This is a genomic window from Pseudomonas sp. B1-22 (genome assembly GCF_050474425.1).
In the GTDB taxonomy this organism is placed as follows: Bacteria; Pseudomonadota; Gammaproteobacteria; order Pseudomonadales; family Pseudomonadaceae; genus Pseudomonas.
The window spans coordinates 252,066-265,753 of the sequence record NZ_JBCHVH010000004.1; the positions used below are offsets into that span (position 1 = coordinate 252,066).

The 13,688-nt window shown below is 66.2% G+C and carries 15 protein-coding genes; 7 read left to right on the forward strand and 8 right to left on the reverse strand.

The window, feature by feature from the left end; translation table 11 throughout:
• Nucleotides 1-7: 7 nt before the first annotated feature.
• The 5 genes from ACQ5BL_RS16735 to nudE all read right to left on the reverse strand — a co-directional run bounded on the left by ACQ5BL_RS16735 (nucleotide 8) and on the right by nudE (nucleotide 3,623).
• Nucleotides 8-349, reverse strand: coding sequence for a multidrug transporter (locus ACQ5BL_RS16735; protein ID WP_207885711.1), 342 nt, complete (start codon nucleotides 347-349; stop codon nucleotides 8-10).
• An 83-nt stretch (nucleotides 350-432) separates the two neighbouring features.
• Nucleotides 433-1,011: a lysophospholipid acyltransferase family protein gene (locus tag ACQ5BL_RS16740; RefSeq protein ID WP_207885712.1), complete on the reverse strand. Its 579-nt coding sequence runs from the start codon at nucleotides 1,009-1,011 to the stop codon at nucleotides 433-435.
• A gap of 82 nt (nucleotides 1,012-1,093) precedes the next feature.
• Nucleotides 1,094-1,906, reverse strand: a complete 813-nt coding sequence (gene mutM, locus ACQ5BL_RS16745; protein ID WP_243808041.1) for a bifunctional DNA-formamidopyrimidine glycosylase/DNA-(apurinic or apyrimidinic site) lyase — start codon at nucleotides 1,904-1,906, stop codon at nucleotides 1,094-1,096.
• 332 nt (nucleotides 1,907-2,238) lie between these two features.
• Nucleotides 2,239-3,057 (reverse strand): 3'(2'),5'-bisphosphate nucleotidase CysQ, encoded by an 819-nt coding sequence (gene cysQ / locus ACQ5BL_RS16750; RefSeq protein WP_243808042.1) that lies wholly within the window; start codon nucleotides 3,055-3,057, stop codon nucleotides 2,239-2,241.
• A complete protein-coding gene (gene nudE, locus ACQ5BL_RS16755) occupies nucleotides 3,057-3,623 on the reverse strand; it encodes an ADP compounds hydrolase NudE (protein WP_243808044.1) in 567 nt (188 codons plus the stop codon). The genes cysQ and nudE overlap by 1 nt, the downstream gene beginning before the upstream one ends.
• Nucleotides 3,624-3,748: 125 nt before the next feature.
• Between nudE and yrfG the strand changes: the two genes are divergently transcribed.
• Nucleotides 3,749-4,411, forward strand: a complete 663-nt coding sequence (gene yrfG, locus ACQ5BL_RS16760; RefSeq protein WP_243808046.1) for a GMP/IMP nucleotidase — start codon at nucleotides 3,749-3,751, stop codon at nucleotides 4,409-4,411.
• Nucleotides 4,412-4,463: 52 nt separating this feature from the next.
• On the opposite strand, the gene lysM is transcribed toward yrfG, so the two are convergent.
• On the reverse strand, nucleotides 4,464-4,901 hold the full coding sequence (gene lysM / locus ACQ5BL_RS16765; RefSeq protein ID WP_207885717.1) for a peptidoglycan-binding protein LysM: 438 nt from the start codon (nucleotides 4,899-4,901) through the stop codon (nucleotides 4,464-4,466).
• 150 nt (nucleotides 4,902-5,051) lie between these two features.
• Between lysM and ACQ5BL_RS16770 the strand changes: the two genes are divergently transcribed.
• The 6 genes from ACQ5BL_RS16770 to ACQ5BL_RS16795 all read left to right on the forward strand — a co-directional run bounded on the left by ACQ5BL_RS16770 (nucleotide 5,052) and on the right by ACQ5BL_RS16795 (nucleotide 11,335).
• Nucleotides 5,052-5,948 carry a LysR family transcriptional regulator gene (locus ACQ5BL_RS16770; RefSeq protein WP_243808048.1) on the forward strand — a complete coding sequence of 299 codons (897 nt, stop codon included), beginning with the start codon at nucleotides 5,052-5,054 and terminating at the stop codon, nucleotides 5,946-5,948.
• Between the two features lie 98 nt (nucleotides 5,949-6,046).
• Nucleotides 6,047-6,883, forward strand: coding sequence for a formate dehydrogenase accessory sulfurtransferase FdhD (gene fdhD / locus ACQ5BL_RS16775; protein WP_243808049.1), 837 nt, complete (start codon nucleotides 6,047-6,049; stop codon nucleotides 6,881-6,883).
• Nucleotides 6,884-6,898: 15 nt separating this feature from the next.
• Nucleotides 6,899-9,220: an FdhF/YdeP family oxidoreductase gene (locus ACQ5BL_RS16780; RefSeq protein WP_243808050.1), complete on the forward strand. Its 2,322-nt coding sequence runs from the start codon at nucleotides 6,899-6,901 to the stop codon at nucleotides 9,218-9,220.
• Between the two features lie 508 nt (nucleotides 9,221-9,728).
• Nucleotides 9,729-10,220, forward strand: a complete 492-nt coding sequence (locus ACQ5BL_RS16785; protein ID WP_243808051.1) for a glycine zipper domain-containing protein — start codon at nucleotides 9,729-9,731, stop codon at nucleotides 10,218-10,220.
• A gap of 128 nt (nucleotides 10,221-10,348) precedes the next feature.
• A complete protein-coding gene (locus ACQ5BL_RS16790; protein WP_243808052.1) occupies nucleotides 10,349-10,801 on the forward strand; it encodes a glycine zipper domain-containing protein in 453 nt (150 codons plus the stop codon).
• Between the two features lie 174 nt (nucleotides 10,802-10,975).
• Nucleotides 10,976-11,335 (forward strand): hypothetical protein, encoded by a 360-nt coding sequence (locus ACQ5BL_RS16795; RefSeq protein WP_243808055.1) that lies wholly within the window; start codon nucleotides 10,976-10,978, stop codon nucleotides 11,333-11,335.
• A gap of 539 nt (nucleotides 11,336-11,874) precedes the next feature.
• Here ACQ5BL_RS16795 and ACQ5BL_RS16800 read toward each other — a convergent pair.
• Together ACQ5BL_RS16800 and ACQ5BL_RS16805 are read right to left on the reverse strand one after the other, a co-directional pair.
• On the reverse strand, nucleotides 11,875-12,309 hold the full coding sequence (locus ACQ5BL_RS16800; RefSeq protein WP_243808056.1) for an acyl-CoA thioesterase: 435 nt from the start codon (nucleotides 12,307-12,309) through the stop codon (nucleotides 11,875-11,877).
• A gap of 7 nt (nucleotides 12,310-12,316) precedes the next feature.
• A complete protein-coding gene (locus tag ACQ5BL_RS16805; protein WP_243808057.1) occupies nucleotides 12,317-13,474 on the reverse strand; it encodes an iron-containing alcohol dehydrogenase in 1,158 nt (385 codons plus the stop codon).
• Nucleotides 13,475-13,688: the final 214 nt, after the last annotated feature.

The following is a 13,688-nucleotide window of genomic DNA, read 5'->3' on the forward strand; positions in this document are numbered from 1 at the left end:
GCAGAACTCAGTCCTGCTTGTAGCCGCTCTTGGTGCAGCCCAGGCAGCGAACGAAGGCGGACTTGCCCGGCTCGACCACCAGCGCCTCGCCGGCTTCCTTGACGTTGCCACCCAGCGCGCTGAACGGCAGGGTCACCACGAACGCCGCGGCGCCCACCACGGTCGCGGCGATCAGCAGCGGACGGGCGAAGATCAGGTCACCCATCATGGCGTATGCGGGCGGCGCCTCGACGGTATAGAGCGGATCGCCGCTGGCGCTGGAAGCCACCACTTCTTCGGCGACGGCCGGCATCGACGACAGCCCGCAGGTCAGAGCCAGGACAACGGCGGTGGTGCGAAACAGGTTCATGGAGAGAAGTCCTTTTTATGTAGTTGGGCAGGCAGACTGCCATTAACTATAACAGCGCTCCGTGACTTGTCGCGTGACAGCCTTCAATCGCCGAAGAATGCATATTCAGGCTTTTTCGGTACAAACGGCCGGTAGAAATCCAGCATCCGACGCAGATCGGCCGCCTCATCTCCCGTCGGCCAGTACGGCTCGCCGATGACGATGCGCCGCCCCGGATAGTCCAGCGCGGCCAGGACGATGGGCACGCCCGCACCACGGGCGATATGGTAGAAGCCCATCTTCCAGCGCTCGACCTTCCTGCGCGTGCCCTCCGGCGAGAGGATCAGCATCATCTCGCGGCTGTCGCGAAAGGCCTGCACCGCCTGGTCCACGGTATTGAGCTTGAGGTGGCGCTGGATCGGAATACCGCCCCAGCGCCGCATCAGCCCGCCCCAGGGACCGCGGAACAGGGTGTGCTTGCCGAACCAGCGGGCATTCAGGCGCAGCACGAACTTGGCGGCGAGGAACAGCATGAAGTCCCAGTTGGAGGTGTGGTGGGCGCCGATCACCACGAACTTGTCGAGGGCGGGCAGCGAGCCCTCGATGCGCCAGCCCGCGACGCGCAGCATGGCGTGGCCGAGCGCCTCGGCCAGCGGGTTGCGGGGCAGATAATTACCGGACATGAATCACCTGGTGGCCCCCTCGAGAGGGGCCATTGTTGTTATGGATTATTTTAGAGCGACAGATTAACGACGGCGGGAAGGGTCAGCGTTGGCAGCGCGGACAGTACACGCTGGCGCGCTGGCCGAGACGGACCTCGCGCAGGGTCGAGCCGCAGACCTTGCAGAACTCGCCGCCGCGTCCGTAGACGAACAGCTCCTGCTGGAAGTAGCCCGGCTGGCCGTCGCCGCCGACGAAATCGCGCAGCGTGGTGCCGCCGCGCTCGATGGCGATCGCCAGGATGCGTTTGATCTCCTGCGCCAACTTCAGGTAGCGGGCACGGGAAATGGTGCCGGCCTCGCGACGCGGGTCGATACCGGCGGCGAACAGCGCCTCGGTGGCGTAGATGTTGCCCACGCCGACCACTACCGCGTTATCCATGATGAAGGGTTTCACCGCCATGCTGCGGCCGCGGGACATCTGGTACAGCCGCTCGCCCTCGAAGGCGTCGGTCAGCGGCTCGGGGCCCAGGTGGCGCAGCAGTTCGTGCTCCAGCGGCGCCTGGCTCCAGAGCAGCGCGCCGAAGCGCCGGGGATCGGTGTAGCGCAACGCCATGCCCGACTCCAGCTCGATATCCACATGCTCGTGGCGCGCCGCCGGCAGCCCGCACTCGACCAGGCGCAGGCTGCCCGACATGCCCAGGTGGCTGATCAGCGTGCCGGCCTCGGCGTTGAGCAACAGGTACTTGGCGCGCCGCTCCACCTGCAGGATGCGCTGCCCGGACAGGCGCACGTCGAGGTCCTCGGGAATCGGCCAGCGCAGGCGGCGCTCGCGGACGATCACGCGACTGACGCGCTGGCCTTCGAGGTAGGGCGCGATGCCCCGGCGGGTGGTTTCGACTTCGGGTAATTCAGGCATGGATCGATACGCAGGAGGATTCTGTAGGAGCGAAGGGATAGCTAGTTATTGCTCGCGAACATCAAAAAAAGCAAATGCCTTGCAAGAAGGCTGCGCCCACGGTGAGGCGTGTGGAGCTTTTGTAGGAGCGGACTCCGTCCGCGATAGCCCCGGCGCGAGAGCATCGCGGACAGAGTCCGCTCCTACGGGAGTCTGATGAGTTGTAGGGCGTATAACGTTCGACGTTATACGCCGTATGACCTCGATATCAGGGCACCTCGATTCGGCATTGGCACCCGTGATCGAGCAAGGTGTATCGGCGTACAACCGCGAACGCTTGTATGCCCTACGATTCAGTCCAGCGCCCGCGCCAGCTGGATCAGCTCCCCGCGCCATTCCGCGGCCTGCGGCAGGGCGAGGAACGATTCATTGAGCAGCGTCTCCCGCGCCTCGTAGGTGAAGGTCTGGCCATGCAGGTCGAGCACTTCGCCGCCGGCGCCTTCCAGCACCCCCTGGGCCGCCGCCGTATCCCATTGCGAGGTCGGCGCCAGGCGCGGATAGCAGTCCGCCGAGCCCTCGGCCAGCAGGCAGAACTTCAGCGAGCTGCCGATATTGGCCAGCGTCAGATCACCGAAACGCTCGGCCAGACCGGCCAGCAGGCGCTCCTGGGCGGGACTCGAATGGCGTTTGCTGGCCACCACGGTGAAAGCCTCGGCCGGGCTGACCCGTACGCTGATCTCCTGCGGCTCGCCACCGCGCTCCTCACGCCACGCGCCAAGCCCTGCGCCACCGTAGTAGCAACGGCCGCTGGCGGGAACGCCGACGACGCCGAACACAACGCGGCCGCGCTCGATCAACGCCACGTTGACGGTGAACTCCTCGCTGCCGGCGATGAATTCCTTGGTGCCGTCCAGCGGGTCCACCAGCCACCAGCGGGTCCACTGGGAGCGCTGCTCCAGCGGGATGTTGCAGTCCTCCTCCGACAGCACCGGCACCTCCGGCGCCAGCGCGCGCAGGCCGTCGGCCAGCAGGCGGTGGGCGGCCAGGTCGGCGGCGGTTACCGGGGATTCGTCGGCCTTCTGCTCGACGTCCAGGTCGCTGCGCCAGAACGGCAGGATCACGTCGCCCGCCTTGTGCACCAGGTCGATGACCGCAGGAAGAAAGGCGTGCATCACGGCTGGTACTCCCCTCGTTGGGTCAGCAGGTCGCGCACCAGATAGAGCGCGGCCAGAGCGCGCCCTTCGCTGAACTGGGCATGTTGGGCGAGGCTGGAGAGCTCGCGCAGGCTGATCTTGTCCACCCGCATCGGCTCCGGCTCGTCGCCGGGCAGGGCCTCGGGGTAGAGATTGCGCGCCAGCACCACCTGGATGCGCTGGCTCATGTAGCCGGGCGACAGCGACAGCTCGGTGATGTATTCGAGCTCGCCGGCGCCGTAGCCCGCCTCTTCCTTGAGCTCGCGGTCGGCCGCGGCGAGGATGTCCTCGCCCGGCTCCACCAGCCCCTTGGGCAGCGACAGCTGGTACTCGTCGACCCCGGCGCAGTATTCCTCGACCAGGACCACGTGCTCGGCGTCGAGCATCGCGACCACCATCACCGCGCCATAGCCCTGCCCCTTGCCCACCAGGCGTTCATAGGTGCGCTCCACGCCGTTGGAGAAGCGCAATTGCAGCTCCTCGACGGCGAACAGTCGGCTTTTGGCGACGATCTCGCGGGCGAGCACCGTGGGTTTCTGACGCATGGGGCGACTCCTGGGGGTGGCCGGGTCGGCTATGATAACCCGCCTTTTCCGATTGTCCGTGTCGGATGTTGCGCGGAGCCTGCCGATCCGCTGCGCAATTACGACACCCTGTTACCGAGCCCACCATGCCAAGCCTGCCCTGGTCAGCCATCGATACCGTCCTGCTCGACATGGACGGCACCCTGCTCGACCTGCACTTCGACAATCATTTCTGGCTCGAGCACCTGCCCAGGCGCTACGCCGAACACCACGGCATCAGCCGTGAGCAGGCCGACGCCGAATTGCTGCCGCTGTTCCGCGACCACGCCGGACAGCTCAACTGGTACTGCCTGGATTTCTGGACCCGCGAGCTGAAGCTGTCGGTCCTCGATCTCAAGCGCGAAGTCGCCCATCTGATCGCCCTGCGTCCGGACGCCGACCTGTTCCTCGCCGCCCTGCGCCTGCACAACAAGCGCGCGGTGCTGATCACCAACGCCCACCGCGATTCGCTGTCGCTGAAGTTGGAGCGGGTCGAGCTCGAACCCTGGTTCGACCGCCTGATCAGCTCCCACGACTACGGCTACCCCAAGGAAGACCCGCAATTCTGGCAAGCGCTGCAGGCCGATATCGGTTTCGACCCGGCGCGCAGCCTGTTCATCGACGACAGCCTGCCGATCCTGCGCGCGGCGCGGCAGTTCGGCGTCGGCCACCTGCTGGCGGTGCGTCAGCCCGACAGCCGTGGCGCGCTCAAGGACACCGAGGAATTCGCCGCCCAGGACAGCTACCGGACGCTGATCGAGGGGCTCTGATTCCCGCTCGCCGGAAATGAAAGAGCCCGGCACTGGGCCGGGCTCCTTTACGCTACGCCGGAATCCGCAGCACCTGGCCGGGATAGATCTTGTCCGGGTGACTGAGCATCGGCTTGTTCGCCTCGAAGATCTTCATGTAGGCATTGGCATTGCCGTACTCGGCCTTGGCGATGGCGCTCAGGGTGTCGCCCTTCTTCACCGTGACGAAGCGCGCTTCCGGTGCGGGAGCCGCGACGGTGATGTGATCCTCGACGCCGGAGACGCCAGCGACGTTGCCCAGGGTGAGCAGGATCTTTTCCTTCTCTTCCTGGCTGGCCACCTCGCCGGTGGCGATCACCTTGTCGCCCTCGACGCTGACCTGGATGGCCGGGTTGCCCAGGCCGACCTTGGCGATGTGCTCCTTGAGCGATTCGGCAGCCTGTGCCTCCTGGCCCACAATGCTTTCCCAGAGTTTCTCACCGGCTTCCTTCACGAACGCAAAAATGCCCATATCCAACCTCCCTACGGTTACAGTGACAGGCGGCCGGCATTGGGCGGACCGCGAGGGGTTGGAGTCTAGTCGGCAAGATCGACAGCGCCCGCCGGATTCTTCCCAGCCCGCCTTCATCCGACAGACGCCGCTTTCCGGAGCCATCCCCCGATGGACATCAAACAGCTCAAGTTCCTCTGTGCCCTCGACGAGACGCGACACTTCGGCCAGGCAGCAGTGCGCTGCCATGTCACCCAGCCGACCCTGTCGATGCGCCTGCGCAATCTGGAGGAAGAGCTGGGCCTGGAACTGGTGCGGCGCGGGCAGCGCTTCGAAGGCTTCACCGAAGCCGGCGAGCGCGTGCTGGCCTGGGCGCGCAGCCTGCTGGCCGCCCGCGATGGCCTGTATGCCGAGGCTGCCGCCTGCCGTGGCCAACTGGTCGGCACGCTGCGCCTGGGGCTGGTGCCGCTGGCGGGCTTCGACCCCATGCGGCTGATCGAACTGTTCGCCCAGCGCCACCCGGAACTGCGCTTCCAGCTCTACGCACTGAGCTCGGAGAACATCCTCGAAGGCCTCGCCCGCAACCAGCTGGACCTCGGCCTGTCCTACCTCGACCGCCTCGACCGCGAGCACTTCGAAGGACTGGAGCTGGCGAGCACGCGCATGGGCCTGCTGCACGATTGCCGGCACTTCCAGTTCGACAGTCCGAGCCTCGCCTGGGAGGCACTGGCGGACCTGCCCCTGGGCCTTCTCGCCACCGGCATGCACTTTCGCCAGTCCATCGACCACGGCTTCCGCAGCCGTGGCCTGACACCCCAGCCACGCCTGGAAACCGACGCCGTGCACCAGCTGCTGCAAGCCGTGGAGCGAGGCCTGTGCTGCGCGATCATGCCGCTGGGCAGCGGGCTGGACGCCCAGGGCGAGCACTTCGCCCTCACTCCGATAGAAGACGCCCGCACCCTCTCCCCGCTGGGCCTGATCATTCGCCGGGGCGAACCGCGCTCGGCGTTGGCCGAGGCCTGTTTCCACGAAGCGGCCACCTTGCTGGACGGTTCTCCGGGCGAGTGATAGACGGCGTCGATCACGGTATCGAAACTACCCATTAGACGCCCCCGACGGATGGGCCTAGTCTGGCGCTATTACTAGAGAACCATAGGGCTCAGCCCATGCCTTGCTTGATCGCCCACCCGGCCGCCGCCGAGGACCGGGCTCCCGACACGTCCGCCGAAGGCTATGCCTACGTCGAACTCACCCCGGAAAACGACACCGGCAGCGCCCCGCTGGCCGACGAGATCGCCCTCGCCATTGCCTACAACGGCCTCAGCCAGGCCGTGATGATGGTTTCACCGAACGACCTGGAAGACTTCGTACACGGCTTCAGCCTCGGCGCTGGCTTCATCGAATCCATCGACGACATCTATGACATCCGCCTGACTCCCCATGGCGATTCCATTGCCGCCGAGGTGCAGGTGAGCAGCCGCGCCTTCTGGGCACTCAAGGAGCAACGCCGGCAACTGGCCGGCAATACCGGCTGCGGCCTGTGCGGCGTCGAGGCGCTGGACCAGGCGCTGCCGAAGCTGCCGGTGCTGCCGTCCGCCCCGCTGCCGCCCGCCGCACACCTCGACGGCCTGCGCGAGCGGGTGAACGCTGCCCAGGAAATCGCCCGGCGCAGCGGCGCCGTGCACGCCGCGCTGTTCGTCGATGGCAGCGGCGAGATCCGCCTGTGCCGCGAGGACATCGGCCGCCACAACGCCCTCGACAAGCTGATCGGCGCCCTCAAGCGCCAGCGCCTGGACGCGCGCGATGGCTTTGCCGTGGTCACCAGCCGCTGCAGCCTGGAGCTGATCCACAAGGCGGTGCGCGCGGGGCTCTCCACCCTGGTCAGCCTCTCCGCGCCCACAGCCCTTACCGTGCAGTGGGCCCGCCGGCACAACCTGAACCTGATCCACCTGCCCCACCGCAACGCCCCCCGGGTCTACAGCCCGGCGCCGAAAGCCGTCTAACGAAAAAGAGTCTCCATGAGCCTGCAACACGAAAAACCCCGCTACCAGCCCTACACGGGCCCGGCCGCCGGCTGGGGCGCGCTGATCAGCGTCACGCGCTTCTGGCTGGACAGCAAGCAGCCCTTCAAAAACCTGCGCGCCCTGCTCAAGACCAACCAGAACGGCGGCTTCGACTGCCCCGGCTGCGCCTGGGGCGACTCCCCCGAGGACGGCCGGGTGAAGTTCTGCGAGAACGGCGCCAAGGCGGTGAACTGGGAAGCCACCAAGCGCCGGGTGGACGCCGCCTTCTTCGCCCGCCACAGCGTCAGCGCGCTGCGCGAGCAGAGCGACTACTGGCTCGAATACCAGGGCCGGCTGACCGAGCCGATGCGCTACGACCGGGCCACCGACCGCTACCTGCCGATCGCCTGGGACGATGCCTTCGCCCTCATCGCCCGGCACCTGAATGCGCTGCAAAGCCCCGACCAGGCCGAGTTCTACACCTCGGGCCGGGCCAGCAACGAAGCCGCCTTCCTTTACCAGCTGTTCGTCCGCGCCTTCGGCACCAACAACTTCCCCGACTGCTCGAACATGTGCCACGAAGCCAGCGGCGTAGCCCTGGGAGCGAGCGTCGGCGTCGGCAAGGGCACCGTGACCTTCGACGACTTCGAACATGCCGATGCAATCTTCGTGTTCGGCCAGAACCCCGGCACCAACCATCCGCGCATGCTCGAACCACTGCGCGAGGCGGTGCAGCGCGGCGCCCAGGTAGTCGCCTTCAACCCGCTCAAGGAGCGCGGCCTGGAGCGCTTCCAGCATCCGCAGAACGCGCTGGAGATGCTCACCAACAGTTCCGAGCCGCTGAACACCGCGTTCTTCCGCCCGGCGCTGGGTGGCGACATGGCGGCCGTGCGCGGCATCGCCAAGTTCCTCCTGCAATGGGCCCGCGAGGCCCAGGCCAAGGGCGAACCGGCGGTGTTCGACCATGCCTTCATCGCCGAGCACACCCAGGGCATCGAGGCCTACCTGGCCACGGTGGACGACACCCCCTGGGACCACATCGTCCAGCAGTCGGGCCTCAGCCTCGAGGAGATCGAGCAGGCCGCGATCATGTACCGCCGCGCCGAGCGCGTGATCGTCTGCTGGGCCATGGGCCTGACTCAGCATCACCACTCGGTGCCGACCCTCCAGGAACTGGTCAGCCTGCAACTGCTGCGCGGCAACGTCGGCCGCCCCGGCGCCGGCCTGTGCCCGGTACGCGGCCACAGTAACGTGCAGGGCGACCGCACCATGGGCATCAACGACCGCCCGCCCGCGGCGCTGCTCGACGCCCTCGAAGACCGTTTCGGCTTCAAGGTGCCGCGCGCGCACGGCCACAACACGGTCGAGGCGATCGAGGCGATGCTCAAGGGCGAGGCGAAAGTCTTCATCGGCCTGGGCGGCAACTTCGCCCAGGCCACCCCGGACAGCGCACGCACCCATCAATCCTTGCGCAATTGCGCACTGACCGTGCAGATCAGCACCAAGCTCAACCGCAGCCACCTCACCGTAGGCGGTGACGCGCTGATCCTCCCGTGCCTGGGCCGCACCGACATCGACCGCCAGGCAGAGGGTCCGCAGGCGGTGACCGTGGAAGACTCCTTCAGCATGATCCACGCCTCCTTTGGCCAGCTGGAGCCGTCCTCGAAGCAGATGCGCTCGGAGCCCGCGATCATTGCCGGCATCGCCAAGGCCACCCTGGGCAACCATCCGGTGGACTGGGATGCGCTGATCGCCCATTACGACCGCATCCGCGACCTGATCGCCGACACCATCCCCGGCTTCACCGACTTCAACCGTCGCGTGGCGCACCCGGGCGGCTTCCACCTGGGCAACGCCGCCGCCGAGCGGCGCTGGAATACCGCCAGCGGCAAGGCCAACTTCCACAGCGACCCGCTGCCGGCGGACCTGGTCCACGAGAAGGTCCGCAAGACCGGCCAGGAGCCGCACCTGATCCTGCAGACGCTGCGCTCCCACGACCAGTACAACACCACCATCTATGGCCTGGACGACCGCTACCGCGGCGTGCGCGGCCAGCGCGAGGTGGTGTTCGCCAACGAAGCGGACATCCGCCGTCTGGGCTTCGAGCCGGGTGAGAAGGTGGACATGGTGTCGCTCTGGGCGGACGGCGTGGAACGCCGGGTCAGCGGCTTCACCCTGCTGGCCTACGACATCCCCGCGGGCCAGGCGGCGGCCTACTACCCGGAGACCAACCCGCTGGTGCCGCTGGAAAGCCACGGCGTGGGCAGCTACACCCCGACCTCCAAGTTCGTCGCCATCCGCTTCGAGAAGGCGCGGCCGAGCCTGCGGATCCTGTGATCGCACCGGGTGCGTAGGGCGTACAACCGTTCGCGGTTGTACGCCGATTCACCCTGCCTGGCCGGTTGGCGCGTGGGCCGGATTCCAAGCGCTCCGTGATGGGCATCCAGGCTGAAGTCCATGCGGAAGAGAGCCAAGGTCAGGCGGCGTATAACGTCGAACGTTATACGCCCTACGCTCCCGGGGCTTTTCTGCGTATGCACGGGGCCATGTCCTGCGAAAAATCCGCCGGAATTGCATCACGCAGGAAGGGAATGAAAGGTAAACTCGGAAGGGCACCAGGGAGTCGCGTGAAAAGCCATCATTGCAATGGCACTTTGCGTCAAAAACACACGCAAAACAAAGCCCTGGAATAACACTCAGACTGCCCCAAATCGAAAAAGTTCCGACTTTAAATCAAATACTTGCATTATTTGATGAAAGTCGTGTTATTCGTCGGAAGTGCCTTGTCAGAGCCTTCGCACGAACCGAGGATCGCTTCCAACATCCCCACAGAGAGATCCTCTCTATGAAATACTCCTCGATGCTCCTGTTGTCTCTTGCGCTGGTTGGTGGCACCGCCTTCGCGGACGGCGACACCCGTGCCGGCGTCGGTGGCGCCCTGGGCGGGGTATTGGGTTCGGTCATCGGCCAGTCGGTCGGTGGCAGCACCGGCGCCGCCATTGGTAGTGGTATCGGCGGTGCGGCCGGTGGTGCGGTCGGTGCCCGCCACGGCAACAAGACAGAAGCCGCCATCGGCGGTGGCCTGGGCGCAGCCGGCGGCCAGGTAATCGGCAACAAGATGGGCGGCACTACTGGCGGCCTGATCGGCGCGGCCCTGGGTGGCGGCGCAGGCGGCGCACTGGGCAACCATTACGCCGATAACAACCGCGACGACGACGATGATGACTACCATCACGGCTACCGTCGTGCCCGCTACTACGACCGTGACTGGCACGATAACGGTCGCCATCGCGGCTGGTACAAGCACCACAGGCACCACCACCGCGACTGGGATTGATCTGCGCAATACAAACCGCGATCAGTCCACGGAAACGATGACTGACAGCCGGGCCTACATTGCCCGGCTGTTTTGTGTGCGGGACAATTCCCCACCCCTACTCTCCATTCAGGATTCAGGTTCGCAAGATGCGTAAGACTCTTTCTGTTCTGGCGCTGGCTCTCCTGGCCAGCCACGCCATGGCCGATGACACCAAGGCTGCGATTGGCAGCGGTGTGGGCGGCGCACTCGGTAACGTGGTTGGCGGCGCCCTGGGCGGCTCCACCGGCGCGGCCATCGGCGCGGGCGTCGGCGGCGCGGCCGGCGGTGCAATGGGCGCGAAGAACGGCAACAAGACCGAGGCAGCCATTGGTGGCGGCCTGGGTGCTGCTGGCGGCTCGGTCATCGGCAACAAGGTCGGCGGCTCCACCGGCGGCACCATCGGCGCAGGCCTGGGCGGCGCCGCGGGCGGCGCGCTGGGCAACCACATGGCCGACAAGAACAACGATGACGACGACGATCACGACGGCCATCATGACAACGGCTATCACAAGGCCAAGGGCCACCATAAGCACAAACACAAGCATCACGACGACGATTGATGCTGCGTTGACTCCAGAAAGAGCCCGCCTTCCGGCGGGCTCTTTCATTTCAGGCCTGGCGAGCCGGCAGCACCGAGAGCAGCGCGCTCAGCTCGACCGGTGGCCGCCCGCCCACCCGGCGCGTCTGGTATAGGCTTGCGGGTGAAGGATCACTGCCTACAAGGAGTTCTTGTCGTGAAAGTTGCTGCTGGACTGTTCCTGCCTCTGTTCATTGCACCCTGCGCTCAGGCGGCGAATTGGCAGGTCTGCCGGATGGAGGTGGAGATCACCGGGACGGTGACCCAGCCCCACCCTGCCCTGAAGGGGCGGGTGGAGTCGGTGAAGGCCCAGGCGGCGTCGACCGAGTGCCCGATTCGCGGCGAAGTGATCGCCTTCGCGCCGGAGAGCGCCGATTACCAGAGCATGATTGCGCGCAGGCACTGGCCCAAGCCGGGCCAGCGGGTGTGGATGCGTTATCAGTACCTGGATGGAGAGTGCAAGAACGACGGCAATCCCAAGCCCTGCCGGATTCAGCATTATCCGATGGGGTGGTGAGCGCTGCCCTATCCATATGGCATCGCGCCCATCGCGGACAAAGTCCGCTCCTACGCGGGCGCTCAGCATGAGTGTTTTCCGGTAGGAGAGGAATCCATCCGCGAAGGATTTCGCGGGCATGGCCCGCTCCTACGGGAGCCCCTCCGCTCTGGCTTTAGCTATGGCTCTTGAGGACTTCCAGAGAAATATCTGCACACTCCGAGCGCCCCTTCAGGAGGCCGAGTGGAATCGGAGTTTCAGGGGTTGAGCGGCATGGATGCCGCGAGAGCCGCGATGGGCCAGGGATGGCCCTTCGACGGGGGGACGCCTAGTTCGGGCCCCTGAAACTTCGATGGAAGGAGGGAACCCCGGCGAAGCCAGGGCCGGATGATGGGGCAAGACCTTTGGTTACTTTCTGTGGGGCGGCCATCCGTAGTTTGAGAAAGTAACTCGCCCGAGGGGGCGAAATAAAATTTTTCAGCGCACGCCGATGCGGCGCTGAAACGCCCAGCCAGAAGCAGAAAACATCGCGGACAAGGTCCGCTCCTACGAAAAGCCGTTCAGGCGCGGAGCAATACTTCCATCGCCTCGCGCAGCGGCGCCGGGATCGGTACCGGGCTATTGCTCGCCCGGTCGACGAACACATGCACGAACCTGCCCGCCGCACAGGCCAGCTCCTCGCCTTCGCGGAAGATCGCCAGCTCGTACTGCACCGAACTGTTGCCCAGCTTGCCGACCCGCAGGCCGACCTCGATGCGCTCGGGGAAGGCCACCGGGGCGAAGTAGTCGCAGCTGGAGCTGACCACGAAGCCCACCACCTCGCCGTCGTGGATATCCAGGCCGCCGCGCTCGATCAGGTAGGTATTCACCGCCGTGTCGAAGAAGCCGTAGTAGGTCACGTTGTTCACGTGACCGTAGATGTCGTTGTCGTGCCAGCGGGTGGTGATCGGCAGGAAGTGCGCGTAGTCGGCGCGGCTGGGATGCTGTTCGCTCATCGCTCTCTCAATAGGCGGCTCGGTAGATGGCCAGCGCATCGCGCTCGCTGACCTCGCGGGGATTATTCACCAGCAGGCGCTGCTGCAGCATGGCGTCGGCCGCCAGGCGCGGCAGGCTGTCTTCCGGCACACCGGCGTCACGCAGGCGCGAGGGCAGGCCACAGCGCGGGCTGAGTTCGGCCAGTTCGGCGATGAATTGCTCGGTGCGGTCGGCATCCGTACGCAGGCGCTCACCCAGCAGCAGCGGCGCCAGTTCGGCGTAGAGCGCGCTGGCAGTGGGCGCATTGAAGCGGATCACTTCCGGCAGCACCAGTGCATTGCTCAAGCCATGGGGAATGTGGAAGTGCCCGCCCAGCGGGTAGGCCAGCGCGTGCACCGCGGCCACCGGGGCATTGGCGAAGGCCTGTCCGGCCAGGCACGCGCCCAGCAGCATGGCCTGGCGCGCCTCGCGGTTGCGGCCGTTGTGCACCGCTTCGTCGAGGTTCAGCGCCAGCAGACGCAGGGCCTCGCGGGCCAGCAGGTCGGACAGCGGGTTCTTCTTCAGCTTGCTGGTGTACGCCTCGATGGCGTGGACCATGGCGTCGATGCCGGTGGCGGCGGTGACTGCCGGCGGCAGGCCGAGGGTGAGATCGGCGTCGAGCACCGCCAGGTCCGGCAGCAGGTGCGGGCTGACCACACCCATCTTGGTGGTCTCGCCGGTGGTGACGATGGCGATGGGCGTGACTTCCGAACCGGTGCCGGCGGTGGTCGGCACCTGGATCAGCGGCAGACGCGGGCCGCGGGCGTTGCCGACGCCGAAGATATCCTTGAGACCCTGCGTCGCCAGCGGATGCGCCAGCAGCGCCACCAGCTTGGCCACGTCCATCGAGCTGCCGCCACCGAAGCCAATCACCAGTTGCGCGGCCATCCTGTGCGCCTGTCCGGCGGCGGCCAGCACCACGCCTTCCGGCGGGTCGGCCAGTACTTGGTCGAAGACTTCCACCGCCACGCCAGCCCTCGCGAAGCCCGGTAGAACATCGTCGAGCATGTTCAGCCGGGTAATTCCAGGGTCGGTAACGATGAGCACGCGCTGGGCGCCGCGCTCGCGGCAAAGTTCACCCAGGCGGACAGCGGAACCACTCTCGCAGAGGATCTGCGCGGTGGTGGCGAAGCTGAAAGGCTGCATGGCGGTCCCCGGTCTTGTCGTTGTACTGCGGAAACGGCGTGGGCCGCAGGTCGGCGGCCAGCCGGGGGAGCATAGCAATGCAACACAGCCTCATGAAACCTCGTGCCGCCAGGCGAAACAGTTATTCACAAGATGAATGCTGCGGCACGGCATGTCGTGGAGCGCAGGAACGGATTCATCCGCGATCGATTGCCGGCCGCTCCGAGCCAGCCGG